This window comes from Curvibacter soli (assembly GCF_029211125.1).
Taxonomy (GTDB): domain Bacteria; phylum Pseudomonadota; class Gammaproteobacteria; order Burkholderiales; family Burkholderiaceae_C; genus Curvibacter_A; species Curvibacter_A soli.
Genome location: NZ_JARGEN010000059.1, coordinates 57,443 through 84,144 on the forward strand (window position 1 = coordinate 57,443; position 26,702 = coordinate 84,144).

At 69.1% G+C, this 26,702-nt stretch carries 23 protein-coding genes, 1 tRNA gene and 2 pseudogenes; 13 read left to right on the top strand and 13 right to left on the bottom strand.

Going from position 1 to position 26,702, the window contains the following annotated elements:
- Positions 1–66 precede the first annotated feature (66 nt).
- From trxB to rpmG, 3 genes are all read left to right on the top strand, one after another.
- Positions 67–1,026 (top strand): thioredoxin-disulfide reductase, encoded by a 960-nt coding sequence (trxB, locus tag PY257_RS13445; RefSeq protein ID WP_275742666.1) that lies wholly within the window; start codon positions 67–69, stop codon positions 1,024–1,026.
- Positions 1,027–1,220: 194 nt separating this feature from the next.
- A complete protein-coding gene (gene rpmB / locus PY257_RS13450; RefSeq protein ID WP_275742668.1) occupies positions 1,221–1,454 on the top strand; it encodes a 50S ribosomal protein L28 in 234 nt (77 codons plus the stop codon).
- A gap of 12 nt (positions 1,455–1,466) precedes the next feature.
- Entirely contained in the window at positions 1,467–1,637 is a 171-nt protein-coding gene (gene rpmG, locus PY257_RS13455; RefSeq protein ID WP_275742670.1) for a 50S ribosomal protein L33, read from the top strand.
- Positions 1,638–1,770: 133 nt separating this feature from the next.
- On the opposite strand, the gene PY257_RS13460 is transcribed toward rpmG, so the two are convergent.
- From PY257_RS13460 to PY257_RS13475, 4 genes and pseudogenes are all read right to left on the bottom strand, one after another.
- A tRNA-Val gene (locus tag PY257_RS13460) sits at positions 1,771–1,846 on the bottom strand.
- Positions 1,847–1,860: 14 nt separating this feature from the next.
- Positions 1,861–2,133: an HU family DNA-binding protein gene (locus PY257_RS13465; protein WP_056672701.1), complete on the bottom strand. Its 273-nt coding sequence runs from the start codon at positions 2,131–2,133 to the stop codon at positions 1,861–1,863.
- 265 nt (positions 2,134–2,398) lie between these two features.
- Positions 2,399–3,484 (bottom strand): tartrate dehydrogenase, encoded by a 1,086-nt coding sequence (locus tag PY257_RS13470; protein WP_275742675.1) that lies wholly within the window; start codon positions 3,482–3,484, stop codon positions 2,399–2,401.
- 29 nt (positions 3,485–3,513) lie between these two features.
- Positions 3,514–3,992, bottom strand: a pseudogene (locus PY257_RS13475) (alpha/beta fold hydrolase).
- On the opposite strand from PY257_RS13475, the gene PY257_RS13480 reads away from it, so the two are divergent.
- Positions 3,954–4,148 (top strand): type 2 periplasmic-binding domain-containing protein, encoded by a 195-nt coding sequence (locus tag PY257_RS13480; protein WP_345799248.1) that lies wholly within the window; start codon positions 3,954–3,956, stop codon positions 4,146–4,148. The pseudogene PY257_RS13475 and the gene PY257_RS13480 overlap by 39 nt on opposite strands.
- Here the strand turns inward: PY257_RS13480 and pgsA are convergent.
- Together pgsA and uvrC are read right to left on the bottom strand one after the other, a co-directional pair.
- Positions 4,141–4,707: a CDP-diacylglycerol--glycerol-3-phosphate 3-phosphatidyltransferase gene (gene pgsA, locus PY257_RS13485; protein WP_275742709.1), complete on the bottom strand. Its 567-nt coding sequence runs from the start codon at positions 4,705–4,707 to the stop codon at positions 4,141–4,143. The two genes, PY257_RS13480 and pgsA, sit on opposite strands and share 8 nt — an antisense overlap.
- A 36-nt stretch (positions 4,708–4,743) precedes the next feature.
- Positions 4,744–6,687 (bottom strand): excinuclease ABC subunit UvrC, encoded by a 1,944-nt coding sequence (uvrC, locus tag PY257_RS13490; RefSeq protein WP_275742677.1) that lies wholly within the window; start codon positions 6,685–6,687, stop codon positions 4,744–4,746.
- Positions 6,688–6,875: 188 nt separating this feature from the next.
- On the opposite strand from uvrC, the gene PY257_RS13495 reads away from it, so the two are divergent.
- The gene (locus tag PY257_RS13495) at positions 6,876–7,706 is read left to right on the top strand and encodes an NADPH-dependent oxidoreductase (protein ID WP_275742679.1); all 831 of its coding nucleotides are present in this window, start codon (positions 6,876–6,878) and stop codon (positions 7,704–7,706) included.
- 22 nt (positions 7,707–7,728) lie between these two features.
- Here the strand turns inward: PY257_RS13495 and PY257_RS13500 are convergent, their stop codons facing one another.
- Together PY257_RS13500 and PY257_RS13505 are read right to left on the bottom strand one after the other, a co-directional pair.
- The gene (locus tag PY257_RS13500; protein WP_419095715.1) at positions 7,729–8,073 is read right to left on the bottom strand and encodes an EAL domain-containing protein; all 345 of its coding nucleotides are present in this window, start codon (positions 8,071–8,073) and stop codon (positions 7,729–7,731) included.
- Positions 8,030–9,238 carry a CaiB/BaiF CoA transferase family protein gene (locus tag PY257_RS13505; RefSeq protein ID WP_275742681.1) on the bottom strand — a complete coding sequence of 403 codons (1,209 nt, stop codon included), beginning with the start codon at positions 9,236–9,238 and terminating at the stop codon, positions 8,030–8,032. The genes PY257_RS13500 and PY257_RS13505 overlap by 44 nt, the downstream gene beginning before the upstream one ends.
- A 172-nt stretch (positions 9,239–9,410) precedes the next feature.
- Here PY257_RS13505 and PY257_RS13510 point away from each other — a divergent pair.
- From PY257_RS13510 to efp, 3 genes and pseudogenes are all read left to right on the top strand, one after another.
- Positions 9,411–9,887: pseudogene (locus PY257_RS13510) on the top strand (LysR substrate-binding domain-containing protein); the annotation flags it as partial.
- Positions 9,888–9,892: 5 nt separating this feature from the next.
- Entirely contained in the window at positions 9,893–10,978 is a 1,086-nt protein-coding gene (gene earP / locus PY257_RS13515; RefSeq protein WP_275742683.1) for an elongation factor P maturation arginine rhamnosyltransferase EarP, read from the top strand.
- A gap of 116 nt (positions 10,979–11,094) precedes the next feature.
- Entirely contained in the window at positions 11,095–11,649 is a 555-nt protein-coding gene (gene efp, locus PY257_RS13520; protein ID WP_275742685.1) for an elongation factor P, read from the top strand.
- A gap of 64 nt (positions 11,650–11,713) precedes the next feature.
- Here the strand turns inward: efp and PY257_RS13525 are convergent, their stop codons facing one another.
- The 3 genes from PY257_RS13525 to PY257_RS13535 form a co-directional block, all read right to left on the bottom strand.
- Positions 11,714–12,175 (bottom strand): GNAT family acetyltransferase, encoded by a 462-nt coding sequence (locus PY257_RS13525; protein WP_275742687.1) that lies wholly within the window; start codon positions 12,173–12,175, stop codon positions 11,714–11,716.
- Positions 12,172–14,901, bottom strand: a complete 2,730-nt coding sequence (locus tag PY257_RS13530) for a DUF349 domain-containing protein (protein WP_419095716.1) — start codon at positions 14,899–14,901, stop codon at positions 12,172–12,174. Before PY257_RS13530 ends, PY257_RS13525 begins: the two co-directional genes overlap by 4 nt.
- A 141-nt stretch (positions 14,902–15,042) precedes the next feature.
- Complete coding sequence (locus PY257_RS13535) at positions 15,043–18,744, bottom strand: DUF748 domain-containing protein (protein WP_275742689.1); 3,702 nt, start codon at positions 18,742–18,744, stop codon at positions 15,043–15,045.
- A gap of 504 nt (positions 18,745–19,248) precedes the next feature.
- Between PY257_RS13535 and PY257_RS13540 the strand changes: the two genes are divergently transcribed.
- The 3 genes from PY257_RS13540 to nrdR all read left to right on the top strand — a co-directional run bounded on the left by PY257_RS13540 (position 19,249) and on the right by nrdR (position 22,039).
- On the top strand, positions 19,249–20,100 hold the full coding sequence (locus tag PY257_RS13540) for a lytic transglycosylase domain-containing protein (RefSeq protein WP_275742691.1): 852 nt from the start codon (positions 19,249–19,251) through the stop codon (positions 20,098–20,100).
- 231 nt (positions 20,101–20,331) lie between these two features.
- Positions 20,332–21,576: a serine hydroxymethyltransferase gene (gene glyA / locus PY257_RS13545; RefSeq protein ID WP_275742693.1), complete on the top strand. Its 1,245-nt coding sequence runs from the start codon at positions 20,332–20,334 to the stop codon at positions 21,574–21,576.
- Between the two features lie 13 nt (positions 21,577–21,589).
- The gene (nrdR, locus tag PY257_RS13550; RefSeq protein WP_275742695.1) at positions 21,590–22,039 is read left to right on the top strand and encodes a transcriptional regulator NrdR; all 450 of its coding nucleotides are present in this window, start codon (positions 21,590–21,592) and stop codon (positions 22,037–22,039) included.
- Positions 22,040–22,119: 80 nt separating this feature from the next.
- Here the strand turns inward: nrdR and aroC are convergent, their stop codons facing one another.
- The gene (aroC, locus tag PY257_RS13555) at positions 22,120–23,232 is read right to left on the bottom strand and encodes a chorismate synthase (RefSeq protein ID WP_275742697.1); all 1,113 of its coding nucleotides are present in this window, start codon (positions 23,230–23,232) and stop codon (positions 22,120–22,122) included.
- 197 nt (positions 23,233–23,429) lie between these two features.
- Between aroC and PY257_RS13560 the strand changes: the two genes are divergently transcribed.
- Entirely contained in the window at positions 23,430–23,852 is a 423-nt protein-coding gene (locus PY257_RS13560) for a cupin domain-containing protein (protein WP_275742699.1), read from the top strand.
- 141 nt (positions 23,853–23,993) lie between these two features.
- On the opposite strand, the gene PY257_RS13565 is transcribed toward PY257_RS13560, so the two are convergent.
- The gene (locus PY257_RS13565; RefSeq protein WP_275742701.1) at positions 23,994–24,650 is read right to left on the bottom strand and encodes a glutathione S-transferase; all 657 of its coding nucleotides are present in this window, start codon (positions 24,648–24,650) and stop codon (positions 23,994–23,996) included.
- Between the two features lie 188 nt (positions 24,651–24,838).
- Here PY257_RS13565 and PY257_RS13570 point away from each other — a divergent pair, with 188 nt between their 5' ends.
- Positions 24,839–26,062: a polyhydroxyalkanoate depolymerase gene (locus PY257_RS13570; protein WP_275742703.1), complete on the top strand. Its 1,224-nt coding sequence runs from the start codon at positions 24,839–24,841 to the stop codon at positions 26,060–26,062.
- Positions 26,063–26,702: the final 640 nt, after the last annotated feature.

Genomic DNA, 26,702 nt, shown 5'->3' on the forward strand with positions numbered 1-26,702 from the left:
GGCATCGCCCCCATCTCTGTTCCTGCCGCGCCTGGCACCAGGGCGCTTCCAACCGAGCTTTTTACCATGACGACCACCCAACACGCCAAAGTTCTGATCCTGGGCTCCGGCCCCGCGGGCTACACCGCCGCCGTCTACGCGGCCCGCGCCAATCTTGCCCCGCTGCTCATCACCGGCATGGCGCAGGGCGGCCAGCTCATGACCACGACCGAGGTGGACAACTGGCCCGCCGACGTGCACGGCGTGCAGGGCCCGGAGCTGATGCAGCGCTTCCAGCAGCACGCCGAACGCTTCAAGACGCAGATCGTCTTCGACCACATCCACGAAGTGGACCTGGGCGCGCGCCCGTTCAGGCTGCGCGGCGACAACAGCCACTACACCTGCGACACGCTCATCATCGCCACCGGCGCCTCGGCCAAGTACCTGGGCATCGAGTCGGAAACCACATTCATGGGCCGCGGCATCTCGGCCTGCGCCACCTGCGACGGCTTTTTCTACCGCGATCAGGACGTGGCCGTGGTGGGCGGCGGCAACACGGCGGTGGAAGAGGCTCTGTACCTGTCGGGCATCGCGCGCAAGGTCTACATGGTCCACCGCCGCGACAAGTTCCGCGCCGAGCCGATCATGATCGACAAGGTGAACGAGAAGGTGGCCGCGGGCAAGATCGTGCTGCAGCTCGACAGCACGATCGACCAGGTGCTGGGCGACGAATCCGGCGTGACCGGCGTGCGCGTGAAGAACGCACGGACGGGCGACACGCAGGACCTGCCCGTGCACGGCTGCTTCATCGCCATCGGCCACCATCCCAACACCGGCATCTTCGAAGGCCAGCTCAAGATGAAGGACGGCTATATCGTCACCCGCTCGGGCAACGAGGGCTTCGCCACCATGACCAGCGTGCCCGGCGTGTTCGCCGCCGGCGACGTGCAGGACCATGTGTACCGCCAGGCCATCACCAGCGCCGGCACCGGCTGCATGGCCGCGCTCGACGCGCAGCGCTTCCTGGAGCAGGAAAGCATTATCTGAGCCGGCAAGGCTATAATCTGGGGCTTTGCTGAATTTGGCCGGCGCATCGATCGATACTTGTGCGCCGGGCACTTTCCGGTAAATCCCGGGTTACCGCCACCCATTCCTGGCGAGGTGAGGCCCAGCAGCAGCGGGGCGGCCTGAAGGCCCCCCGCGTGTCAGCGGTGGCCGCTTGAAACTATCGGAGTGTCCTCATGGCACGCGTATGTGACGTCACGGGCAAGAAGCCCATGGTGGGGAACAATGTGTCCCACGCCAACAACAAAACCAAGCGCCGGTTCCTGCCGAATCTGCAGTACCGCCGTTTCTGGGTCGAGAGCGAAAACCGCTGGGTGCGCCTGCGCATCAGCAACGCGGGCCTGCGCCTGATCGACAAGAACGGCATCGACTCCGTGCTCGCAGACCTGCGCGCACGCGGCCAAGCGTAAAGGAGAGCGACCATGGCAGCAAAAGGCGGACGCGAAAAGATCAAGCTGGAATCCACCGCAGGTACCGGCCATTTCTACACCACGACCAAGAACAAGAAGACCACGCCCGAGAAAATGTCGATCTCCAAGTTCGACCCCAAGGCTCGCAAGCATGTGGAATACAAGGAAATCAAGCTGAAGTAATCCAGCGAGGTTTGCCCCCCCGAAAGCCGCCCGGCCACACGCCCGGCGGCTTTTTTCTTTGTGCGCCCATGCTGGGCGCACAAAGAAAAAGGGCTTAGATCGCTCTAAACCCTTGATTCATAACGGCAAATCTTGGTGGGTGCTGACGGGCTCGAACCGCCGACCTACGCCTTGTAAGGGCGCCGCTCTACCGACTGAGCTAAGCACCCCACCTTGACCGGATTCAGTTCAAGGCATCCTTCAATGCCTTGCCAGGACGAAACTTTGGTACTTTAGCAGCCTTGATCTTGATGGCCGCGCCGGTACGGGGGTTGCGGCCGGTGCGCGCGGCGCGTTTGCCCACGGCGAAGGTGCCGAAGCCGACGAGGGAAACGGTACCGCCCTTCTTCAGGGTCTTCTTCACGGCTTCGATGGTGGACTCGAGCGCGCGCGTGGCAGCCGCCTTGGAGATGTCGGCGTTGTTGGCGATGTGCTCGATCAGTTCGGTTTTATTCACAAGGAGCCCCTCGTACAAAGATATGTGTTGATCTGGATGTGTCTACGAAAAATCTGGCCTTCACGCATTCGCTGCGCAGATGTGCGGGGGCGAGGGGGCGGAAGGCGGGAATCGCAGCGAACGCTGCGGCATCAGATTAGAGCCACGGACTTTCAAGGTGTCAATACGACAGGCTGTTTTGCAGCAGCGCGGAGGCGGATTCTAGTCGCATTTGCGCGCCTGGGCCGCGCCAGGGCTGCATTCCCGGCACCGGGGCAGCAGGGAATCAAAGCGATTCGGCGATCGCGCGCCCCAGGTCGGCGGTGCCGGCGGTCCCTCCGATGTCGGGCGTGCGCGGCGCGGCGCTGCCGGGCTGCAGCACGCGCTCGATGGCCGCGAGCACCGCGTCGTGCGCGGCCTTGTGGCCCAGGAACTCCAGCATCATCGCGCCACACCAGATCTGGCCGATGGGGTTGGCAATGCCCTGCCCCGCAATGTCGGGCGCCGAGCCGTGCACGGGCTCGAACAGCGAGGGCATGGTGCGTGTGGGGTTCAGGTTGGCGCTGGGCGCGATGCCGATGGTGCCGGTGCAGGCGGGCCCCAGGTCGCTGAGGATGTCGCCAAACAGATTGCTGGCCACCACCACGTCGAAAAAGTCGGGGCGCTGCACGAAATGCGCGGTGAGGATGTCGATGTGAAACTTGTCCACTCTCACATCCGGATACGACTTGGCCATCTCGGCCACGCGCTCGTCCCAGTAGGGCATGGTGATGGCGATGCCGTTGGATTTGGTGGCGCTGGTCAGGTGCTTCCTGGGGCGCGACTGGGCGAGGTCGAAAGCGAACTTCAATACGCGGTCCACGCCGTGGCGGGACATCACCGTCTCCTGCATCACGATCTCGCGGGGCGTGCCTTCGTACATGCGCCCGCCGATGCTGGAGTATTCGCCCTCGGTGTTCTCGCGCACGATGAGCATGTCGATCTCGCCGGGCAGGCGCGGGCTGCCGTCGCGCCGCACCACCGGGGCGATCACGCCGGGCATGAGGCGCGCGGGGCGCAGGTTGACGTACTGGTCGAACTCGCGGCGAAACAGCAGCAGCGAGCCCCACAGCGAGACATGGTCGGCAATCTTCGCGGGCCAGCCCACGGCGCCGAAGTAGATCGCATCGTGGCCGCCGATCTGCTCCTTCCAGTTGTCGGGCAGCATCTTGCCGTGGCGTTCGCAGTAGTCCCAGCTCGCGAAGTCGAAGTGGTTGAAATGCAGGTCGATGCCGAACTTGCGCGCCACCGCGTCCATGACGCGCACGCCCTCGGGCATGACCTCCTTGCCGATGCCGTCGCCCGCGATGACGGCGATGCGTTGCTTGCCCATGGTGTGCTTCTTGCCTGGTATGTCGAAAGTCAGTCAGATAGGAATGCCGCCGACTCGTCGAGCAGCAACGCAAGTGCATCTTCGGCGATGTAGTGGCCGCAGGGTACGGCGCGGCCGTCCACGTTTGCGGACCGCTCGCGCCAGAGCGCCAGTACGTCGATGCAGCGGCCCGCCGCCACATCGGCGCGGTCGTGTTCCAGGTCGATGGTAGCGCACGCCCGGTAGTCCTCGCAGATGCTTGGCGGCGGCTGGATCAGGCTGCGCATGATGAAGATCGCGTCATCGGCCATGGCGCGCTTGGAATGCGCGGCGTGCGCGGCATCGGGCGCGGGCCGGGCCAAATCGCCGTAGCCGCGCAGGTCCGGCATCACGCCCCGTGGAAGCGCGCCGCCAACGCGGGCGCCACGCGGTGCCACATGGCGTGCGACTGCGGGTGCCCGTGCAGCAGCAGCGGCGGGCCCGAGCCGCCATGGCGCACGCCCTCATGCCGCTGTTCGCCGGCGGGCAACTGCCGCGCGTGCTGCCGCGCCACGCCATGCCCGACGCCGACATCCACTGGCTGGCGCCGCGCCATCCGCGCGTGCCGCGCCGGCTGCGGCTGCTGGTGGATTTCCTCTCCGAGCGCTTCCAGGGCGAGCCATGGAAGCGCGAACCCGCTATTTGATCCGGGCGCGGATCTCGGGCAGCGCGCGGCGCAGGTAGTACACCATCGACCATACCGTGAGCACCGCGGCCAGCCACAGCAGCCACGTCCCCCACACACCCGTGTCGACCACGCCGAACAGGCGCCCGTCGTAGAGCAGGAACGGGATGGCGACCATCTGCACCGTGGTCTTGACCTTGCCCAACATGTGCACGGCCACGCTGCGCGAGGCGCCGATCTGCGCCATCCATTCGCGCAGCGCGGAGATGGCGATCTCGCGCCCCACGATGATCAGCGCGGCGAACACATCGGCGCGCTGCAGATGCACCAGCACCAGCAGCGATGCGCAGACGAGAAATTTGTCGGCCACCGGGTCGAGGAAGGCGCCGAAGGCCGATATCTGGTTGAGCCGGCGCGCCAGGAAGCCGTCGAGCCAGTCGGTGGCCGCGAACACGACGAACATGACGGTGGCCACCAGGTTGCGCGTGACAGGCTCCACCGGCATGTAGAACATTCCCACGATGAGCGGTATCGCGACGATGCGCGTCCAGGTCATGAGGGTGGGAATGGTGAAGAACATGGCGCTCGATTGTGTCATGGCGGCGTGACAGGCCGCTCAGCGCAGCGCCCGGTAGATTTCTTCAGCCAATTCCCGCGAAATGCCGTCCACCGTGACCAGGTCGTCCACACTCGCCGCCGCCACGCCGCGCACGCCGCCGAAGCGCTGCAGCAGCCGGGCGCGCTTCTTCGGCCCCACGCCGGGCACCTCTTCGAGCCGGCTGCCGCCCACGCGCACCTTGGCGCGGCGCGCGCGCATGCCGGTGATGGCGAAGCGGTGCGCCTCGTCGCGGATCTGCGCCACCAGCATCAGCGCGGCGGAATCGCGGCCCAGGTAGACCTTCTCGCGCCCGTCGGCGAACACCAGTTCCTCCAGCCCCACCTTGCGGCCCTCGCCCTTTTCCACGCCGACGATCAGCGACAGCGGCAGGCCCAGTTCGGTGAACACCTCGCGCGCCATGGCGACCTGGCCGCGCCCGCCGTCCACCAGCACCAGGTCGGGCATGCGCGCCGTGCCCGCAGGCGCGGCGCCGCCGGCCTGGCGCAGCGCCTCGGCGAGCTTGCTGTAGCGCCGCGTCAGCACCTGGCGCATGGCGGCGTAGTCGTCGCCACCCGTGACGCCCTCGATGTTGTAGCGCCGGTATTCGCCGCTCTGCATCCTGTGCTGCTGAAACACCACGCACGAGGCCTGCGTGGCCTCGCCCGCGGTGTGCGAGATGTCGAAGCACTCGATGCGCAGGCCGTCGAGGTCGTCGGGCTCCAGTTCCAGCGCCTCGGCCAGCGCGCGCGTGCGCGCCTGCTGCGAGCCTTCCTCGGCCAGCAGCCGCGCGAGCTGGATGGCGGCGTTCTGCTGCGCCATCTCCAGCCAGGTGCGGCGCTGCCCGCGCGGGCTGTGCACCGCGCCCACGCGCTGCCCGCTCTGCTCGGACAGCACGTCGACCAGTTCCTGGCCCACGGGCGCGCTCACGATCAGCGAGGGCGGCACCGGCACGTGCAGGTAATGCTGGGCGATGAAAGCCTCGAGCACCTGTACCTCCACCGTGCGGGCCGCGCCGTCGGGCTCGTCCAGCTCCACGGCCAGGGCGCTGGCATCCTCCACGTGCACGGGGAAGTAGGCGCGGTCGCCCAGATGCCGCCCGCCGCGCACCATGGCCAGGTTGACGCAGGCGCGCCCGCCCTGCACCTGCACGGCAAGGATGTCCACGTCCTTGTCCGAGCCGGTGTCCACGGCCTGCTGGTGCAGCACGCGCGAGAGCGCGGCCATCTGGTTGCGCAGCTCGGCCGCCTGCTCGAACTCCAGCTTTTCCGCGTGGGCCATCATGCGGGCCTCCAGCGTGCCGAGCAGCGTCTGCGTCTCGCCGCGCAGCATGGCCTCGGCATGGGCCACGTCCACCGCATAGGCCTCGGGCGACACCAGCCCGACGCAGGGGCCCGTGCAGCGCTTGATCTGGTAGAGCAGGCAGGGCCGGGTGCGGTTGGCGAACACCGTGTCCTCGCACACGCGCAGGCGAAACACCTTCTGCAGCAGTTGGATCGTCTCCTTCACGGCCCAGGCGCTCGGGTAGGGGCCGAAGTACCGCGCGCGCTTGTCCACCGCGCCGCGGTAGTAGGCCATGCGCGGGAAGCGCTGGCCCGCAGGCGCGCCGGCCTCGCCGTCGCGCGCGGCCACGCCGGTGATCAACAGGTACGGGTAGCTCTTGTCGTCGCGGAACAGGATGTTGTAGCGCGGGTTGAGCGTCTTGATGAGGTTGTTCTCCAGCAGCAGCGCCTCGGCCTCGGAGCGCACCACGGTGGTTTCCAGCCGCGCGATCTTGGCCACCATGAGCCCGGTGCGCGTGCCACCGTGGTTCTTGTGGAAGTAGCTGGACACGCGCTTCTTGAGGTTGCGCGCCTTGCCCACGTAGAGCAGCGCGCCCCCGGCATCGAAATAGCGGTACACGCCCGGCAGCGCGGGCAAGGCCGCCACCTGGGCCAGGAGTTCGTCGGTAAACGCTTCGGACATGGGTCCGTATTGTGGCCGCGCACGGCAGGCGTGCCCGCGTGGCACGGGAAGCCGCAAACATGTTTTAACCTGGAAACGGCAGTTGGATGCGCCTGCCGGTGCCGCGCTCGGGGTGCCAGGCAAGACGCGACGACGCGGCGGGCGGCTACATTCGGCGGCTGTCGCCACTCTCGCCCGCACACCCCGCCATGCCCCACCCTGCCCTTGCCTCCTACCTGCTGCGCGCCCGCTACGGTGCGCAGGCCCCCGCCATCACGCTGGCCGCCAGCCAGGTGCTGGACCAGTTGCTCGGCCACCGCTCGGTGCGCCACTTTCTGCCCGATGCCCTGCCCGCCGGCACCATCGAGACGCTGGTGGCCGCGGCCCAGTCGGCACCCAGTTCGTCGAACCTGCAGACCTGGAGCGTGATCGCCGTGCAGTCGCAGCCCAGCCGCGACCGCCTGGCGGAGCTGACCGGCAACCAGGCCCACATCGCCCGCGCACCGCTGTTCCTGGCCTGGCTGGCCGACCTCTCGCGCATCGCCCGCGTCGCCGGGCGCGCGCAGCGCAGCGCCGATGGCCTGCACTACCTCGACACCTTCCTGATGGCCGTCATCGACGCCGCGCTGGCGGCCCAGAACGCCGTGTCTGCCGCCGCGTCGCTGGGCCTGGGCACGGTGTATGCCGGCGCGCTGCGCAACCGGCCCGAAGAAGTGGCCGAACTGCTGGGTACGCCCGACGGCGTGTTCCCGGTGTTCGGGCTGGCCGTAGGCTGGCCCGACCCGGTGCGGCCCGCCGCCGTCAAGCCGCGCCTGCCACAGCAGGCCGTGCTGCACCACGAGCGCTACCAAACACCCGCCGCCGAGGCGCAGGACATCGCCGCCTACGACGCCGCGATGCGCGGCTTCCAGGCCGGCCAGCAGATGCCGCAGCAGGACTGGAGCGCGCAGGCGCTGGACCGGCTGCGCGACGCGCCCGCCCTCAAGGGCCGCGCCCGGCTGGTGGAAGCACTGCACGCCGCGGGCTTCTCGCTGCGCTGAGGCAGCACTCTTTTGCTATCGTTTATATAGCTGCTACCGCAGGCGGTACGGGCGCTACAGGCCAAAATCCTACCAAGGCTTCCGCCGGCGCCGGGCGCCCGAACAGGTAGCCCTGGCAGGCGGTGCAGCCGCAGGCCACGAAGAAGCTGCGCTGCGCCTCGTCCTCCACGCCCTCGGCCACCACGACCAGCCCCAGGTTGCGGCCCAACGCGACAATGGCGCGGGCGATGGCCGCGTCGTGCGGATTCGAGCCGCATGCGGGTCGCGCGTGCCCACTTCCTGCATGTGGATGCGCCGGCCCGCGCCGCTCCAAACCGTGTCGCTCATGCCACGACTCCCTTCTCGCGCAACAGCGCGATCTGTGCATCGGTGAGGCCGGCCTCTTTCAGCACCGCATCGGTGTCGTCGCCCAGGCGCGGCGCGCTGCGGCGCACGGTGCCCGGCGTGGCCGACAGCTTGGGTACGACGCCCGGCACCTCGACCGTGTAGCCGTCTCGGGTGCGCTGCTCCAGCAGCATGCCGCGCGCGCGGTAATGCGGGTCCTCGTGGATGTCACGGACCGTATAGACCTTGCCTGCCGGCACGCGCGCGGCGGCCAGCGCGTCGAGCACCTGCTGCACGCCGCGCTGCGCGGTCCAGGCGCCGATGGCTGCGTCCAGCTCGGCCACGCGGGCGACCCGCCCCGCGTTGTTCGCCAGGTCGGGCGCATTGCCCAGGTCGGGCCGGCCGATGGCATCCATCAGCCGATTGAAGATGCTGTCGCCGTTGCCGGCCACCAGCACCCATCCGTCCGTGCATTTGTAGGCATTGGAAGGCGCGATGCCCGGCAGCGCGCTGCCCGCGGGCTCGCGCACCGCGCCGAACGCGCTGTACTCGGGCACCAGGCTTTCCATCACGTTGAACACCGCCTCGTGCAAAGCCACGTCGATCACCTGGCCCTGGCCGCCGTTGACCTTGCGGTGGTAGAGCGCCGCCAGCACGCCGATGGCGCCGTGCAGCGCGGCCAGCGTGTCGCCGATGGACACGCCCACGCGCACCGGCACGCGGCCCGGCTCGCCCGTCAGGTGACGCAGGCCACCCATGGCCTCGCCGATCACGCCGAAGCCCGGCAGGTCGCGGTACGGGCCGGTCTGCCCGTAGCCCGAGATGCGCAGCATCACCAGGCCGGGGTTCAGGCGGTGCAGCGCCTCGGGCGACATGCCCCAGCCTTCGAGCGTGCCGGGGCGGAAGTTCTCGATCAGCACGTCGGCCTCGGCGATCAGCTTGCGCGCGATGTCCTGGCCTTCGCTCTGGCGCAGGTCGAGCGCGATGGAGCGTTTGTTGCGCGACTGGACTTGCCACCAAACCGAGGTGCCGTCCTTCAGCAGCCGCCAGTTGCGCAGCGGGTCGCCCGTGCCGGGTGCCTCGATCTTCACCACGTCGGCGCCGAATTCGCCCAGCGTCTTGCCGCAGAACGGGCCGGCGATGAGCTGGCCCATCTCGACCACCCGCACGCCATGCAGCGCACCGGGCGCGGTTGCGGGGAAATCCATGCGATATGTCTCCTTGGCTGGTTGTGCCGTCTGGGAGCGGATCGCCCATGTGCGAAGCTGCCATCGCAAACCGGCATGGCAGGCGCGGGGCGGCTACGATAGGCGCCCTATGCACCTCGACCCGGTATCGCTGCGCCTGTTCGTCGCCGTGATGGAGCGCGGCACCATCGCCGCCGCCGACGTGGGCATCCTCAACGACGGCCACTACGGCGAGCGCGTGACCCTGCTGCCCTACCGCGGTGACGAGCTGGTACTCGTGGTGCCCGCCGGCCACGCGCTGGCGCGGCGCAAATCGGCACGGCTGGCCGAAGCGCTGGCGTACGACTTCGTGGGCGCGCACCCGGGCAGCGCCATCAACAACCAGCTCATGCGCGCGGCCTCCGAGGCGGGCCTGCCGCTGCGGCTGCGCATCCAGGTCTCGGGCTTCGACGCGCTGTGCCTGATGGTTGCCTCGGGCCTGGGCGTGGGCGTGCTGCCGCGCGGCAGCGCGCGGCTCTACTGCGGGGCGCTGGCCATCCGCGCCATCACGCTCGCCGAACCCTGGGCCGCGCGGCGGCTGGCGCTGTGCGTGCGCTCCCATGAATCGCTCTCCAGCGTGTCGCGGCTGCTGGTGGACCATCTGCGCGCGGCGGCCCGGCAGGCGGAGTAACGCGCATGCGCTGGGACATCTTCTGCCGCGTGATCGACAACTACGGCGACATCGGCGTCTGCTGGCGCCTGGCTGCCAACCTGGCCGAGCGCGGGCACGCGGTGCGGCTGTGGAGCGACGACGCCCGCGCCCTGGCATGGATGGCACCGCAGGGCTGCCCCGGCGTGCAGGTGCTGCCCTGGCCCGCGCAGGCGCCCGCCGACGGCGTGGGCGACGTGGTGGTGGAAGCCTTCGGCTGCGAGATTGCTCCTGAATTCGTAGCTGCCATCGCAGGCAGTACAAGCGCTGGAGGCCAAAAACCCTTGTGGATCAACCTGGAATACCTGTCGGCCGAAGGCTACGTGGAGCGCAGCCACGGACTGCCCTCGCCCATGCTGGCCGGGCCCGGCGCGGGGCTGACCAAGCATTTCTTCTACCCCGGTTTCACCCCGGCCACGGGCGGGCTGCTGCGCGAACCCGGCCTGCCCGCGCGGCAGGCGGCTTTCGACCGCGCGGCGTGGCGCGCGGCGCATGGCGTGGCCAACGGCGCGCTGGCCGTATCGTTGTTCTGCTACGAGCCCGCTGCGCTGGGCGCGCTGCTGGCGCGCTGGGCCGATGGGCCGCAGCCCGTGCGCCTGCTCGCCACACCGGGGCGCGCAACGGCGGCGGTGCGCGCCGCGCTGCAGAATGAAAACAGCCTCCAGCGCAGGCAGGATGGGCGCAGTGCGCTATCGATTTCATACCTCGACACCCTGCCCCAGCCCGGCTACGACGAACTGCTGTGGGCATCCGACCTGAACTTCGTGCGCGGCGAGGATTCGCTGGTGCGCGCCCTGTGGGCCGGCCAGCCCTTCGTCTGGCACATCTACCCGCAGCCCGAGGACGATGCGCACCACGCCAAGCTCGACGCCTTCCTCGACTGGTTCCAGGCGCCCGGTTCGCTGCGCCATTTCCACCACCTATGGAACGGCCTGCGCGCGGGGCCGCTACCCGCGCTGGACGCCGCGACGCTGGCGGCCTGGCATGCCGCCGCGCAGGCCGCGCGCGCACGTCTTTTGACACAGGACGACCTTGTGGCACAACTGCTGCGTTTCGTCGCCGAAAAACAGTAAAATCAAAGGCTTTGCGCGCCCCGGGCTTTTCTCTGTGCCCGGGGCCGCTTTCGCCGCGGCGCCTCCATCCACTCCAGAAAAGGTGCGCCAAGCGGCCCCAACCAGGCAGACACGCTATGAAAATCGCCCAAGAAATCCGCGCCGGCAATGTGATCATGTACGGCAAGGACCCGATGGTGGTCCTGAAGACCGAATACAGCCGCGGCGGCCGCAACGCTGCCACCGTGCGCATGAAGCTCAAGAGCCTGATCGCCAACTTCGGCACCGAAGTGGTGTTCAAGGCCGACGACAAGATGGACCAGGTGATCCTGGACCACAAGGAGTGCACCTACTCCTACTTCGCCGACCCGATGTACGTGTTCATGGACGCCGAGTACAACCAGTACGAGGTGGAGGCCGAGAACATGGGCGACACCCTGAACTACCTGGAAGACGGCATGCCCGTGGAAGTGGTGTTCTACGACGGCAAGGCCATCTCGGTGGAGCTGCCCACCAGCGTGGTGCGCGAGATCACCTGGACCGAGCCCGCCGTGAAGGGCGACACGTCCGGCAAGGTGCTCAAGCCCGCCAAGATCGCCACTGGCTTCGAAGTGCCTGTGCCGCTGTTCGTGTCGCAAGGCGACAAGATCGAAATCGACACCCGCACGGGCGAATACCGCAAGCGGGTCTGAGGCTCGCCCGGCTCCGATAAAAGGCTCCCTCGGGAGCCTTTTTCTTTGGCGGGGCAAAAAAGGCTCAGGCGTCCGGTATCAGCCGCTTGCCCAGGCTGATGGTGTCGTCGCGCGCATAGCCGAGCTTTTCATAGAAGGCGAGCACGCCCTGGTTGCCGCTGCGCACCTGCAGGTTGATCTTGGGGCAGCCGCGCGCCAGCAGCAGGCGCTCGGCCTCGGCCATCAGCGCGCGCCCGATGGACAGGCGCTGGCGGCCCGGCGCCACGGCCAGGTAGTAGACCCAGCCGCGGTGGCCGTCGTAGCCGGCCATGGCGCTGCCCGCGACCTGCCCGCTACCGCCGCCATCGCAGGGCTGCGCGACCAGAAACAGTTCGGGCTGCTCGGCCTGCTTGCGGGCGATGTCGCGGTAAGGGTCGTTCCAGGGCCGCACGAGGCCGCAGGCGCGCCAGAGGGCGACGACCTGCTGCGTGTCCTGCGGCGCGAAGGGCCGCAGTCGGACAGCGGCAGTGGCCCCGGCAGGCATCATGCGCGCAGCAGGACCTTCAGCACGCCCTGCAGGCGCCGCGCGCTGCCGGGGTCGCTGGCGGCGGCCAGCACACGCGCGGCGTCCTGCCCCCAGGTCTGGGCGGGCGCGGGGTCGTTGCGGCGCGTGAGCAGGTGCAGTTGCAGTGCGCGGCGCGCGTCCAGATGCTCGGCGGGCGTGGGCAGCTCGGCGGCCATCTCCAGCCGCAGCAGGGCCTGCGCCGCATCGCCTGCCGGCGCGGCGCCCACGGCCTGCACCCAGGCGCCGCGCACGGCGGGGCTGACGCGCCCGCCCAGCTCCTGCACGCTGGGCACGAGGGCGGCATCGCGCTTCTCCCACGCGGCCAGCAGTTGCGTCAGGGCCTCGCCATGCGCCTGGGCGGCCAGCTTGCGCAGCGTGGCCTGGGCATGTTCCAGCGCGTCGCGCTGGGCGCGGAAGGCGGTGTCGCCCAGGCGCGGGCCGCGATCTTCGCGCGGCGCGCGGTCGCCGAAACGGTCGCCGCCAAAGCGGCCCTCCCCGCGCGGGCCGCGCATGTCACGGCCATCGCGGCTGTCGCGCCGCTCGCCGGGCCTGCCGCCGCGCCCGGGCGCGGCGGGCGCCTCGCGGCGCATGCCGGGGCGGTCGTCGCCGCGCACGGCAACCACGGGCCGGGGCGCGGGCTTGGGGGCCGCAGCTTCGGCGGGTGCCGGATCGGCGGCCCCATCATCGGCACTCTCGGAACTTGCGGCGGCCTGCGTGTCCGCATTGCCGGCAGCGCCCGTTTCTGCTCCTGAATCGATAGCTGTCACCGCAGTATCCACCTGCGCTGGAGCCTGTTTTTGCTCTTCATCGCGGCTGCGCACGGCGGCATCGAGCGCGGCCATGGCGGCGCGGATGCGCTGCATGTCGCCGCTGGCGTTGGCGGCTTCGAGCGCCTTGGCGGCCTCCAGCACGGCGCGGTCGCGCGCGCCCAGGGCCACGGCGGACTGCTCGCGCTCGGCGCTCTTGCGGTTGAAGGCGTCGTCGATGGGCTTGCGGAAAGCGTCCCATAGCTTCTGCTCCTGGCGGCGGTCCAGCGGCACGGCCTGGGCCTCGGCCTGCCAGCGCTGCTGCAGCGCCTTGACGGCGTCGATGCGCAGGCTGGGCGCGGCGCCAAGCTGAACGGCCTCGGCGATCATGGCGTGGCGTCGCTCCAGGCTGCTTTTCTGCGCGGTTTCCAGCGGTACGGCGGCGGCGTCGAGCGCGGCCTTCCACAGCGGCTGCAACTCGGCGAACACCTTTTCGCTCACGTGGCCGCCTTCGCGCCAGCGCGCGGCGAACTGCTGCAACGCGCGGTACTGGCTTTTCCAGTCGAGCGAGGCGGTATGGGCCAGGCCCCAGGCCTTGACTTCGTCGATCAGGGCCACGCGCTGGGCCTTGTGCTCGGCGGCCTCGGTCTTGATCTTGTCGAGCCACGCCTCGACGACCTTGTGCGCTTCGGTGCAGGCTTCATCGAAGCGCTTCCACAGCGCATGGTTGGGTGCGCCGCCGTGGTCGGCCTGCTTCCACATGTCGCGCAACTGGCGCAGGGTTTCCTGCATCTTGCGGCCGCCCAGGGCCTGGCCTTCGGGGCGCTTGAGCAGGGCTTCGGCCTTGGCGACGAGTTCCGCGCGCACCTGGTCGGCACCCCAGCGCTGCCAGCCTTCCAGCTCGCCCGCGGCGACGAGGGCGCCGTTCACCTTGTGCTCCAGCGCGGTGTCGATGTGGCGGCCATGCTCCTTGAGCACGGCGCGCAGCGCGGCGGCGGCGTCGGCACTGGCCTTGCCGTGGCCGGCGGCGGTTTCGGCCTCCAGCCGCTCCAGCGCTTCCTGCACGGCGGCGCGGGCCTGCTCGCGCACGGCGGGGTCCACGGCGGGCGCGGCCTTGGCGGCGGGGGCGGCTTTGTCGGCCTCGGCCTGGGCAGGTTCGCCACGCGCCAGGCGCAGCGCCTCGGCCCATACCGGCACGGGCGGCAGCGGCGCGGCGGGGTCGGTGGCGGCGGCTTGGGCCTGCGCCACGGCGGACTGGAAGGCGTCCCACACGGCCAACAACTGCGTGCGCGATGCGTCGAGCATGGGCGCGAAGCGCGCGTCCACGCTGCCCCAGTTGGCGTCGCCCGCAATCTCGCCGGCCTGATCCTGCCAGTGCTGCACGTCGGCGCGCAGGGTGTCCACGGCGTCGCGCGCATCGCTCCACGGCTTGGTGGACAGCACCTCGATGCGCTGGGCCAGCAGCACGGCGGCCTCGCGCTGCACCTGCACGCGATGCTGCAGGTCTTCGATCACCTTGACCCGCTCGGCCAGCCGGGTCTTGAAGTCGGCCAGCGGCTCGCGCGACAGCGGCGCGCCCGCGCGGGCGGCGTCGCGCTGCCAGGCCATGGCGTCGGCGATGTTGAGCTTGGGCGCGGCCAGCAGTGCCTCGGCCTTGGCGGCCCATTCGGCGGCGATGGCCTCCTGGCCGCGCGCGCGCTTGATCTCGTCGAGTCGCTCGCGCACCAGGCGCGCGGCACCCTTGTCGCGCTGGCTCAGGTCCTTGAAGACTTCCTGCAACTGTTCAGGCGCGGGCTGGCCGGCCAGCCAGTCGCGGATGCGCGCCGCGCGTTCGCCGGAGGTGGCCGCCGAGAAGGCGCCGCCGGTCAGTCCGTCGAGCGGATGGGGCTCGCTGCTGCGGAGCGCGGGCGCGGGGGTTTCGGGTACTTCGGGCATTTTGCTGGTGCGGGGAAAACTGAACATGAACTCTTCAAATGGCCGCCTGGGTGGCGGCGCGGGTCATAGGCGATGCAAGGCGGGCAGCAGGCATGACGCCGCCGCGGCGAACGCGCTATTTTCGCCCGGTTTGGGCCAAGCCACTTTTCACCCAGGTCAAGGGGCGGGTCAGCGCGTTCCCAGGCTCAGTTGCGCATGCGGTTTCCACTGGCCGGTGCCCTTGTCGCCATCGGGCACGACGCGCGCCGCACCCAGGAACAGCCGGTCGAGCGGCAACTGTTGCTGCGCCAGATAGTCGCGCACGGCCACGCCGCGCGCGACGGCCAGTGCCTGCATGGCATCGTCGGGCAGCGGGATGCTGGCGAGCAGCAGCGATTCCATCTCCGCGTCGGGGATGTCCTTGGCGATGCCGATGATGTTGCGCGGCTTGGCGATGTCGGCACGGCGGTATACCTCCTTGAGCAGCGCGGGGGCTTCGGCGGGCGTGACGGCCTGCAGCTGCGCCGTGTCCTGCCCGGCGCGGGTGGCGGCGCGGCGCTTCTCGGCCAACAACAGGCGCTTCAGGCGCTCGCGCTTCCAGGCATCGCGCTCGGCGGCGAGGTTGGCCTCGCCGACCACGGTCATCATGAGCTGTGGGCGGTCGGCGAGCGCATGCGCCACCTTGTCGAGCCCGCCGCGCGCGGCGTCGTCGAGCGCGGCGCTGCCGGGGGCGAAATCGACGCTGTTGAGTTCGCTGTCGCCGCCGCCGAAGGCGCCCACGATGAGCGAGAACGGCGAGGTGACGGCCTTGACGATGAGGTTGCCGATGACGCGCAGGATGACCGAGCCGAGCCGGAAATCCGGGTCGTTGAGCGAGCCGCTGATGGGCAGGTCCACATCGATCACGCCGTTGCGGTCGGCCAGCAGGGCCACGGCCAATTTCACGGGCAGGCTGGCGGGCGCGCCCTGCACCGGCTCGCCGAAGGTGAGCTGGTTGAGGATGAGCCGGTTGCTGGCGGTGAGCTGGCCGTCGGGCAGCACCTTGTAGGCCACGTCCATGCTCATCTTGCCGCGCTCGATGCCGTGGCCCGCGTACTTGATGGTGTAGGGCGACAGGGCCGGCAGTTCCAGGTCGCGCATGCGGCCCTGGATGTCGAGCGCGAGCGGCTTGGCCAGCGGGTTGAGCTTGCCGGTGACCTCCAGCGAGGCCGTGCCTTCGGCGCGCCCGCGCAGTTCCAGGTCGGCCATCAGCGGCTCGGCGCTGCCCGCGGGGGTTTGGGACGAAAAAGCGCTGAGCCGGCCCGTCAACTCGGTGATGTCCGCCGAATAGTTGGGTTTGACGAAGTGGTCGGCGAAGGCCACCGTGCCGTTGATCGCCGCGACCGGCCCGAAGCGAATGACGGGCTGCGGGCGCTCAGGCGGCGGCGCCGGCTGTGCGGCTGCCGGCGCCGTGGACGGCGCGGGCGCGGCGGCAGTGTCCTGCTTGACCAGGTCCTGCAGGTTGAGGCGCCCCGTTTCCTGCACCACGATGCGCGCGAAGAAGTCGCTGAGCACGGTTTCGCGCACATCCACCGCCAGCGGCTGCCGTGGCGCGAGGGCCACATCCACGCCGCGCAGGGCCAGCGACTTCCAGTTCAGCAGATCGTTGCCTGCGCCCAGTCCGCGCAGGCGGGCGGGCCTGGCGCCGACGCCACCGCCGGCCACGGCGTAGGCGCGCATGTCGTCGACCGCCGCGTCGCCGCGCACGCGCAGGCTGGGGCCGGCGGGCGCGTCGGCATACCACACCTCGCCCTTGAAGCTGCCGTCCGCACGGCGGATGTCCAGGTTGAGTGCGTCGGCCACGTAGGGCACGAAGGCGTGCAGCGGTATCTGCCCGGCCTGCACCCGGCCCGCGGCGCTGAGCGGCGCGAGGCCCAGCGTGCCTTCATAGGCCAGACGGCCCGGCTCGGTGCGCCCGGCCACGATGCGCGCGGCCACTTGCAGCGGCGACGGCTTGGCGCCCGGCGCGGCCAGCGGAGCGAAATCCTGCAACCGCAGTTGCAGCGCCGTGACGCTGAACGCCACGGGCGCGGCAGCCGCCGCGTCGCGCAAGCCCACGGCGCCGCCCTCGACGGCGATGTCGCCGAAGCGCAGGTCCCACGGTACAGACGCCGGCGCCACCGCCTGCGGGTCCGGCGCATCCGCGGGCGGCGCGGCGGCGCGCCAGTCGTCGAACATCCAGCGGCCATCGGCACCGCGCGCGGCCAGCACGCGCGGCTGCGCGAGGGTGATCTTGCCCACGTGGACGCGCTGGCGCAGCAGATCGACCTGAGCGTCTTCCACGCGCAGTTGCTTCCAGTCGGCCAAGGTGTTGCGCGGCAGGGCAATGGCGTTGTCGGCCGCCCCGCATGCGGCGTCCGTGGCGCAGGCAAGGCGCAGGTCGTGCAGCGAAAGCGCCGCCACCTGCACCACGACGGCGGGGCCGTTCCACGCCAGGCCCAGGTCGGCATCGAGCATGCCGCCGAGGCGCGGCTTGAGCTGCTGCGCGAGGTAGGGCGCGGCGCCTTCGAGCGCCAGCCCCTGCAACGACGCGGCCACGGTCGCCATGCGGTCGGTGGCCTGGCCGCTGAACGCCAGGCGCGCGGGCTCGGCGGCGCCCTTGGCGCCGGGCGTACCCGCCGCCAGGCGCGCGGCGCCCGCGAATTGCAGGGGCTGGGCGAAAGGCCAGGCGATCTGCGAGGCGTGCAGGCTCAGCGCGTCCACATCGGCATAGGCGCCGCCGGGCACCTGTTCGTCCGTCCAGGCGATGGCGGCGCGTTGCACGGCGACCTTCGCAACCGCCACTTTCCAGTCCGGGGCCGCAGGCGCCGTGCTGGCCGCGGTGGCCGGCTTGGCCGCGTCCTCCTCGCCCAGCGCCAGGTTCAGCCGGCCCGCGCGGTCGCGCTGCACGCGCAGCCGGGGGCCGTCCCACTGCACGCTGTCAAGGCGCACCGTGCGGGCCAGCGGGGCGAAGTCCGCAATGGCGACCCTCAACCCGTCGAATGACAGCAGGTCGCCGCCAGCGCGGTCGGCCAGGCGCACGCCATGCGCCTGCACCGTACCGCTCAACCGCACGACCAGCGCGGGCTGCTGCTCCAAAACCAGGCGCAGATCCGCATCCAGCACGCCCGCCTGCAGCCGCACCGGCACACTGGCGGGCAGGTAGGCGGCATAGGCGGCCAGGTCCAGCCCGGTAAGGCGCAGCGTGGCGTCGGCCTTGCGGTCGTCGGCGAACGGCGTGGTCTGGGCGGCGGAATCGAAGCTGCTGCCATCGAGCTTGAAGGCCAGGCGCGGCGCGACCTTCACCTCGCGCTGCGACGCCAGGTTGCTGACGAAGGGCACGGCGAACTCCAGGTCGCTCAGCGTGTGGGTGCGTGCCACGAGCGCGTCGCGGAACTCGACCGCCCCGCCCTGCACCTTGATGTTGTAGAGCACGAAGTGCAGCGGCTGCGACGGCGGTGCGCCGGGCGTCGGGGCGAGGCGGGCCAGCACGTCGTCGAAGTCGTAGTGGCCGTCCGCCGTGCGGGCGATGTGGATGACCGGCGCATCGACCTCGATGGCATCGGCCACCGGTGCCCAGCGCAGCAGCGACTGCAGTTCAGCATCTATATAGAAGCGCTGCACGCGCAACTGCTCGCCCTGGCCGCCCGCGCCGGCGACGGCCAGATCGTGGATGGTCAGCTCCAGGCTCCAGGGCTTGAAATCCACCGCGCCGATGGTGACCGTCCGCCCCAGTTTTTCCGAGGCGATCTTCTGCGCCTCGTACCGGAGCAGCGGTGGAACGCCCAGCCATGCCACCAGCCACAGCCCCAGCAGCCCTGCGGCGATCCATGCGGCCCGCCGCAGCCATGCATTGTTTTTCCAGAATTGCATCTTGCGTCCATGCCGCGCGGCACCGTCCCGAGCGGGCGCACGCGGCGTTTTTCCATACCATAACGCCATTGCATCAGAAATCGGGGCCAGCGCCGACGCGAAGGTCCATGCCATCGGTTTCACGGCTGCGCAGGAGCATACCGTCCTGCCGCCGCGTGGAAGCAAGAGATTGCTTTCGTTGCAGCCCAGGAAGCATCGCCACGGGCTCATTGCCTGTGTTTTCATACACTATTCAATAAAACAAATTAGAATAAAAAACTATTTTTATAGTATTGACTTGATATTTTGCACTCCATAGAATCCGCCAGTCCCGACATTCAGACTGCATCGGGACGAACCGATTCGCTGCCGATCCCGGCTTTAGTCAGTTCATTGGCCTGCGCTCCAACTTCCCCCTTGCGCACGCATGAACCTGATGGCGTACCAATCCAAACGAGGGCCTATGTGCCAGAGATCGCCTCCAGGCGACGCACGTTCGTTCCGCGCGTAGAAAGGAAGAGCTATATGACAGCGTTAGGACAAATTGCCCGAGGCTTGCGGACCTTCGTGTCCGATATCGCCGAAGGTTTTTTTGAGATCACGCACAACGGTTTCGCCCTGATCGGCCTGGCCGTTGCATTTGCGGTGATCACCCTGACAGCCCGCCCCGACCTTCGTCAGATGGGCGAGGAAAAATTGAGGGACTGGCTGCAGGCCCGCCAGGTCATGCTGGAGGGCTTGCCCATCGACCTCGTGGCCAGCGAGCGGGCGACCGCCACCAACCCGCAGGATCTGCCCAAGCAGCAGGCCGCCGTGGCCTACTGGCTGAGCCGCAAGTACCGCGTGGCGCCCGAGCCGATCTCCGCGCTGGTGGCCGAGGCCTATGACATCGGCCAGCGCACCAAGCTGGACCCGACGCTGATCCTGGCCATCGTCGCCATCGAGTCGGGCTTCAACCCGTTTGCCCAGAGCGCCGTGGGGGCGCAGGGGCTGATGCAGGTGATGACCCGCGTGCACAACGACAAGTACCAGAGCTTCGGCGGCAATCTGGCGGCGTTCGACCCGGTGACCAACCTGCGCGTGGGGGCCAAGGTGCTGCAGGAATGCATCAGCCGCGCGGGCTCGCTCGAGGTTGGCCTGCGGTTCTACGTGGGCGCAGCCAACATGGAAGACGACGGCGGCTATGCCGGCAAGGTCATGGCCGAGCACGCGCGGCTGCAGCAGGTGGCGAGCGGACGCAGCGTGCCGGTGCCGCCGCTGGAGCGCGCCCCCGCGCCGCAGCAGGCGGCGGTTCCGGTCGCGGCGCCCACGCCACCCACGGCCCCCCTGGGCGACAATGCCGAGAAGGTGGCCGTGCTGTCGCGCACCTCTTCCTGACAGCGCCGGGCGGCTCGGCTACACTACCGCCCGTACGCAACTGGCGATAGGCGCGGTGCCGGCTGATTCCCTCGACAAAAGGGTGGCGCTGCCGCTGACGTGGAGCATGCGGGGCCACCCCCTCGAAACCACTGGGAAGCGTACCGCCCGGGCCCAGGTGCCTGCGGTGTTCCGCCGTTCGCCTGGGCAGCCCTTGTCATCCAAGGGACTCCATTGTTGAGGACTGCCACCATGTACCAGCGCACCATTCTTGTCGAACAAACCGATCCCGAGCTGTTTGCGGCCATCCAGGCCGAAAACCGGCGCCAGGAAGAGCACATCGAACTGATCGCCAGCGAGAACTACGCCTCGCCCGCCGTCCTGTGGGCCCAGGGCACGCAGCTCACCAACAAGTACGCCGAGGGCTACCCGGGCAAGCGCTACTACGGCGGCTGCGAGTATGTCGATATCGCCGAACAGCTCGCCATCGACCGCGTCAAGCAGATCTTCGGCGCCGACGCCGCCAACGTGCAGCCCCACTGCGGCGCGTCGGCCAACGAGGCCGTGTTCCTGGCCTTCCTCAAGCCCGGCGACACCATCATGGGCATGAGCCTGGCCGAAGGCGGCCACCTCACGCACGGCATGCCGCTGAACATGTCCGGCAAGTGGTTCAACGTGGTGAGCTATGGCCTCAACGACAAGGAAGAGATCGACTACGACGCGATGGAGCGCAAGGCGCACGAGCACAAGCCCAAGCTCATCGTGGCCGGCGCCTCGGCCTACAGCCTGCGCATCGACTTCGCGCGCTTCGCCCAGGTGGCGAAGGACGTGGGCGCGATCTTCATGGTGGACATGGCGCACTACGCGGGCCTGATCGCAGCCGGCGTCTACCCCACCCCCGTGCCGCATGCCGACGTGGTGACATCCACCACCCACAAGAGCCTGCGCGGCCCGCGCGGCGGCTTCATCCTGATGAAGGCCGAGCACGAGAAGGCCATCAACAGCGCCATCTTCCCCGGCCTGCAGGGCGGCCCGCTGATGCACGTGATCGCCGCCAAGGCCGTGGCCTTCAAGGAGGCGCTCTCTCCCGAATTCAAGACCTACCAGCAGCAGGTGGCGAAGAACGCGCAGATCGTGGCCGAGACGCTGGCCGCGCGCGGCCTGCGCATCGTGTCGGGCCGCACCGAAAGCCACGTGATGCTGGTGGACCTGCGCGCCAAGAACATCACCGGCAAGGAGGCCGAGGCCGTGCTGGGCAGCGCCCACATGACGATCAACAAGAACGCCATTCCCAACGATCCCGAGAAGCCGATGGTGACCAGCGGCGTGCGCGTAGGCACGCCGGCCATGACCACGCGCGGCTTCAAGGACGAGGAGGCCCGCGCCACCGCCAACCTGATCGCCGACGTGCTGGACAACCCGCGCGACGCGGCCACCATCGACGCGGTGCGCGCCAAGGTCCATGCGCTGACGAGCCGCTTCCCGGTTTACCGCTGAACCCCCGCGTGCGATGAAGTGCCCCTTCTGCGGCCACGCCGAAACCCAGGTGGTGGAGACCCGCATCGGGGAGGACGGCGACTTCATCCGCCGCAGGCGCCAGTGCAGTGCCTGCGACAAGCGCTTCACCACCTACGAGCGGCCCGACCTGACCTTCCCCGCGCTGGTCAAGAAGGACGGACGGCGGGTGGAATACAAGCGCGAGAAGCTGCGCGCCTCCATGAACCTGGCGCTGCGCAAGCGCCCCGTGAGCACCGAGCAGGTGGACAGCGCCATCGAGCGCATCGAGGAAAAGCTGTTCGGCCTGGGCCTGCGCGAGATCGCGTCGAGCCGCCTCGGCGAACTCGTGATGCGCGAGCTGAAAAAACTCGACAAGGTGGCCTACGTGCGCTTTGCCAGCGTATACCGCAGCTTCGAGGACATCGACGACTTCAAGAACCTGGTCGACGAAGTACGCAAATAGTGCCCGTATCCATATACTCCCCCACCCCCCTCTTCGCTAGCGCAGTCAATCCGGGCGCTTCAATGGCATACTCCCCCACCCTATAGGCTCCCTGGGGTGCGGGGCACGGCGGGGATGGGCGGCACGTCCTGCCGCACGTCGCCGCACTGCGCCCGCTGGCGCAGCGCATGGTCCATGACGACCAGCGCCAGCAGGGCTTCGGCGATGGGCGTGGCGCGGATGCCCACGCAGGGGTCGTGCCGGCCCTTGGTCACCACCTCCGCCGGCTGCCCATGGATGTCGATGGACTGGCGCGGGCTGATGATGGAGCTGGTGGGCTTGATGGCGATGCTGGCCTCGATGTCCTGCCCCGTGCTGATGCCGCCCAGGATGCCACCCGCGTTGTTCGACAGGAACCCCTCGGGCGAGAGGCTGTCGCCATGTGTCGTGCCGCGCTGCGCCACGCTGGCGAAGCCGGCGCCGATCTCCACGCCCTTGACCGCATTGAGCCCCATGAGCGCATGGGCGATGTCGGCGTCCAGCTTGTCGAAGAGCGGCTCGCCCAGCCCCACGGGCACGCGCGTGGCCTGCACGCGGATGCGCGCGCCGCAGGAATCGCCGGCGCGGCGCAATGCGTCCATGTAGTCCTCCAGCGCCGACACGTCCGCCACCGGGGCGAAGAACGGGTTGTGCGGCACATGCTCCCAGCCCTCGAACGGAATGGCGATGTCGCCGATCTGCGTCATGCAGCCGCGCAAGACCGTGCCGTAGCGCTCGGCCAGCCATTTCCTGGCCACCGCGCCCGCCGCGACCGTGGGCGCCGTCAGGCGCGCGGAGGAGCGCCCGCCGCCGCGTGGATCGCGCACGCCGTACTTGTGCCAGTAGGTGTAGTCGGCGTGGCCGGGGCGAAAGCTCTGCGCGATGGCCGCGTAGTCCTTGCTGCGCTGGTCGGTGTTGCGGATCAGCAGCGCTATCGGGGTGCCTGTGGTGCGGCCTTCGTAGACGCCCGAGAGGATTTCCACCTGGTCGGGCTCCTGCCGCTGCGTCACGTGGCGGCTGGTGCCGGGGCGGCGGCGGTCCAGGTCGGCCTGGATGTCGGCCTCGCTCAAGGCCAGGCCCGGTGGACAGCCGTCGATGACGCAGCCGATGGCCGGCCCGTGGGATTCGCCGAAGTTGGTGACCGCGAACAGGGTGCCGATGGTGTTGCCGCTCATGGGGCTGGATTATCCTGGAAGCGGCAGTTGGATGCGCCTGCCGGTGCCGTGATCGGGGTGCCAGGCAAGACGCGACGACGCGGCGGGCTTACTGCCCGCAAGGAGGAGCAACGCCGCATGGCGCGCCGAGCGCCCGCCGCGGGAACGGTTCATGCATGTCGGCGCAGCATCCAGGCCATCAACCACAAGGAGCTGCCATGCTGGATCGTACGAGCACCCAGTTTTCCCACGTCAAGCCCGGCGACACCGCCTTCACGAGCGGCGGTTTGCGCGATTTCTTCCTCTACCGTGACCTCGGCATCGCCGATGCCACCCACGGCAAGGTCATCGCCCACATCGTGAAAGCCAACATGGCACCAGAAAAGGGCACCGGCTGGCACCGGCATGAGGCGGATTTCCAGATCGTGATCATGCTCAAGGGCTGGGCACGGTTCATGTACGAGGACAAGGAGACGCTCGTGGAAGCCGGCGACTGCGTGCACCAGCGCCCCGGCATCCGCCACTACCTGTTCGACTATTCGCCAGACATGGAGTACCTGGAGATCGTCTCGCCCGCCGACTTCAAGAGCGTGGACGTAGAGCCCGTCTGCGCCATACCCGAGCCGACGCCCTGGAAATAGCCGCGCGCCGCGCGCCCCGCCCCCCGAAATCGGCCCCCGCCATTCCAGTACACCCGCGGATCCGGCTTCGCCGGCTCGCCGGGTGTGCCCCCTTGAGGGGGAGGCGGCTACACGCGGCAGCGTGAGCCGCTTCGGGGGTGGTCAAAATTCCGCATCGAGCTCGTCGATTTCCTCGGGCTCGGTCTGTGCCGCTGCCACCCATTCCTGCATGGCGGGCAGCGCCATGATGCGCTTGCAGTAGGCCGCGCAGACCTCGTCGAGCGGCACGTCGTAGCTCAGCAAGCGCGTGACCACCGGCGCGTACATGGCGTCGGCCATGCCGGGCAGGCGGCCGAACAGAAACGGGCCGCCGTAAGTGGCCAGGCACTCTTTCCAGATGGCGACCACGCGGTCGATGTCGGTCTGCGCGCGCGACCAGACCTTGAAGCCCGGGAAGTGGCCCTTGATGTTCATGGGCAGCGCGCCGCGCATGGCGCTGAAGCCCGAGTGCATCTCCCCGCAGATGGCGCGGCAATGGGCGCGGGCGCGGACGTCGGCGGGCAGCAGGTTGGCCTGCGGCTTGATCTCGTGCAGGTATTCGCCGATGGCCAGGGTGTCCCAGACCTTCACGTTGTTGTGCTGCAGCGAAGGCACCAGCATCGAGGAGGACAGCAGCAGGATCTCGGCCTTCATGACCGGATCGTCGGGCGGGATCACCTTCTCGGTGAAGTCCAGCCCCGCGAGCTTGGCCATCAGCCAGCCGCGCAAGGCCCAGGCGCCGTAATTCTTGCTGCTGATGGTGAGTATGGCCCGGGCCATGTTGTGCTCCTCGTCGTCATCGTCATGTATGTGCGGGGCCTTTCAGCAAGGGCTGTGCCAATCCGCGGGCAACCCATGCGCGCCAGCGTACGCCATTCGGCGCATGCCGCATGACTGGCCCGTAACTTGCCTGCATGGCGTGCAGGAACCACGAGTTCACCCACGCCCACGCAGCCGTCAGGACATCCATGCTCTACCAGGCGTACCAAGCCCAGTCCAACCTCACGTCGCCGCTACGGCTGCTGGCCCAGTTCGCCAGCGCATCCGCCCTGCCTCTCACCGGCAAGAACTCAGTCCTGCGGCAGCTCGCCGCCGCAGGCGACGTACTGTCGCGCATGCGCCTCACGCACAGCCGCCCGGCTTTCGGCATCCACAGCGTGGTGATGAGCAGCGGCGTGGAGGTGCCGGTGGTGGAGGAACAGGCGCTGAAGACGCCATTTGCCACGCTGCTGCGCTTTCGCAAGGAGGTGCCCGTGCGCACGCCCGTGCAGCCGCCGGTACTGCTGGTGGCGCCGCTGTCGGGCCACTTCGCCACGCTGCTGCGCGAAACCGCGCGCACGCTGCTGCAGGACCACGACGTCTACATCACCGACTGGAACAACGCGCGCGACGTGCCGCTATCCCAGGGCGCCTTCGGGCTCGACGAATACGTGGACCACATGATCCGGTTCCTGGCCCACATCGGCCCCGGTGCACACATGGTGGCGGTCTGCCAGCCTTGCGTGGCGGCGCTGGCGGCCGCAGCGCTGATGGCCGAGGACAGCCACCCGGCCCAGCCGCGCAGCCTGACGCTGATGGCGGGCCCGGTGGACTGCCGCGTCAACCCCACCGAAGTCAACCGGCTGGCCGTCAGCCGCCCCATCGAGTGGTTCGAGAAGAACCTGGTGAGCCACGTGCCGCTGCCGCACGCGGGCTTCATGCGCCGCGTGTACCCGGGCTTCCTGCAACTGACCGCCTTCATGAGCATGAACCCCGACCGCCACCGCCAGTCGTTCGAGGACATGTACCGCAGCCTGGTCGACGACGACCACGACAAGGCCCAAACGATCCAGACCTTCTACGAGGAATACCTGGCGGTCAACGACCTGGCCGCGGAGTTCTACCTCGAAACGGTGAGCAAGGTCTTCCAGACCTTCGACCTGCCGCGCGGCGTACTGACCTGGCGCGGGCGCACGGTCAACCCGGCGGCGATCCGCAAGACCGCGCTGCTGACCGTGGAAGGCGAGCGCGACGACATCTGCGCGGTAGGGCAGACCGTGGCGGCGCAGGACATGTGCACTGGCATCCGCCCCTACATGCGCGCCCACCACGTGCAGACGGGCGTGGGGCACTACGGCGTGTTCAGCGGGCGGCGGTGGAGCCAGCAGATCTACCCGCGCGTGCGCGAGGTGATCCACCAGCACGCGGCTTGAGATGAACCTAGAAACGGCAGTTGGATGCGCCTGCCGGTGCCGTGATCGGGGTGCCAGGCAAGGCGCGACGACGCGGCGGGCTACTGCCCGCAAGGAGGAGCAACGCCGCATGGCGCCCCGAGCGCGGTGCTGGCAGGTGCATAGCGCTCTCACCCACGAGGTGAACCCCATCGAAGCCGGCAACGCTCGATTTCATGCGGCCTGGCAAGGGATACGAAGCGGTCAACTGCCGTTTCTAGGATGAAACACTCCCCCAGGCTTGCCCACTGCGTGTGGCCGCCAACCCCCTCGCCGGGGGCGATACCAACGGCCCGGCAAAGCCGGTTGCGCGGCATCCCTGGCATGGCCTGCTCCGCGGCCTCTCGAACCGCTGCCTGCGAGCCGGTTTCATGCGATGCGGGTGGCGCGCAGCGCCGTGGACAACTGAAGCACTGCTTTCTGCTATGTAAAACATAGCTTCCACCGCAGGCAGCACCTGCGCTGGCAGCACTTTTCATCGTATTTTTTCAGCGCCCGATCGCCGCGAAGCGCGCAGCGGGCGCCTGCGTCACGCGAAAGGCCTCCATCAGGCGGCCCATCTGCGCCGCCTGCTCGCGCAGGGAAATGGCCGCGGAGGCCGATTCCTCCACCAGCGCCGCGT

Excerpts from the sequence above, each read along its gene's own strand:
- trxB (WP_275742666.1), top strand. The coding sequence starts at position 67 with ATGACGACCACCCAACACGCCAAAGTTCTGATCCTGGGCTCCGGCCCC.
- rpmB (WP_275742668.1), top strand. The coding sequence starts at position 1,221 with ATGGCACGCGTATGTGACGTCACGGGCAAGAAGCCCATGGTGGGGAAC.
- rpmG (WP_275742670.1), top strand. The coding sequence starts at position 1,467 with ATGGCAGCAAAAGGCGGACGCGAAAAGATCAAGCTGGAATCCACCGCA.
- PY257_RS13470 (WP_275742675.1), bottom strand. The coding sequence starts at position 3,484 with ATGGGCAAGCAACGCATCGCCGTCATCGCGGGCGACGGCATCGGCAAG.
- PY257_RS13480 (WP_345799248.1), top strand. The coding sequence starts at position 3,954 with ATGGCGCACGCCCTCATGCCGCTGTTCGCCGGCGGGCAACTGCCGCGC.
- pgsA (WP_275742709.1), bottom strand. The coding sequence starts at position 4,707 with ATGTTCTTCACCATTCCCACCCTCATGACCTGGACGCGCATCGTCGCG.
- uvrC (WP_275742677.1), bottom strand. The coding sequence starts at position 6,687 with ATGTCCGAAGCGTTTACCGACGAACTCCTGGCCCAGGTGGCGGCCTTG.
- PY257_RS13495 (WP_275742679.1), top strand. The coding sequence starts at position 6,876 with ATGCCCCACCCTGCCCTTGCCTCCTACCTGCTGCGCGCCCGCTACGGT.
- PY257_RS13500 (WP_419095715.1), bottom strand. The coding sequence starts at position 8,073 with ATGCACAGATCGCGCTGTTGCGCGAGAAGGGAGTCGTGGCATGAGCGA.
- PY257_RS13505 (WP_275742681.1), bottom strand. The coding sequence starts at position 9,238 with ATGGATTTCCCCGCAACCGCGCCCGGTGCGCTGCATGGCGTGCGGGTG.
- earP (WP_275742683.1), top strand. The coding sequence starts at position 9,893 with ATGCGCTGGGACATCTTCTGCCGCGTGATCGACAACTACGGCGACATC.
- efp (WP_275742685.1), top strand. The coding sequence starts at position 11,095 with ATGAAAATCGCCCAAGAAATCCGCGCCGGCAATGTGATCATGTACGGC.
- PY257_RS13525 (WP_275742687.1), bottom strand. The coding sequence starts at position 12,175 with ATGATGCCTGCCGGGGCCACTGCCGCTGTCCGACTGCGGCCCTTCGCG.
- PY257_RS13530 (WP_419095716.1), bottom strand. The coding sequence starts at position 14,901 with ATGTTCAGTTTTCCCCGCACCAGCAAAATGCCCGAAGTACCCGAAACC.
- PY257_RS13535 (WP_275742689.1), bottom strand. The coding sequence starts at position 18,744 with ATGCAATTCTGGAAAAACAATGCATGGCTGCGGCGGGCCGCATGGATC.
- PY257_RS13540 (WP_275742691.1), top strand. The coding sequence starts at position 19,249 with ATGACAGCGTTAGGACAAATTGCCCGAGGCTTGCGGACCTTCGTGTCC.
- glyA (WP_275742693.1), top strand. The coding sequence starts at position 20,332 with ATGTACCAGCGCACCATTCTTGTCGAACAAACCGATCCCGAGCTGTTT.
- nrdR (WP_275742695.1), top strand. The coding sequence starts at position 21,590 with ATGAAGTGCCCCTTCTGCGGCCACGCCGAAACCCAGGTGGTGGAGACC.
- aroC (WP_275742697.1), bottom strand. The coding sequence starts at position 23,232 with ATGAGCGGCAACACCATCGGCACCCTGTTCGCGGTCACCAACTTCGGC.
- PY257_RS13560 (WP_275742699.1), top strand. The coding sequence starts at position 23,430 with ATGCTGGATCGTACGAGCACCCAGTTTTCCCACGTCAAGCCCGGCGAC.
- PY257_RS13565 (WP_275742701.1), bottom strand. The coding sequence starts at position 24,650 with ATGGCCCGGGCCATACTCACCATCAGCAGCAAGAATTACGGCGCCTGG.
- PY257_RS13570 (WP_275742703.1), top strand. The coding sequence starts at position 24,839 with ATGCTCTACCAGGCGTACCAAGCCCAGTCCAACCTCACGTCGCCGCTA.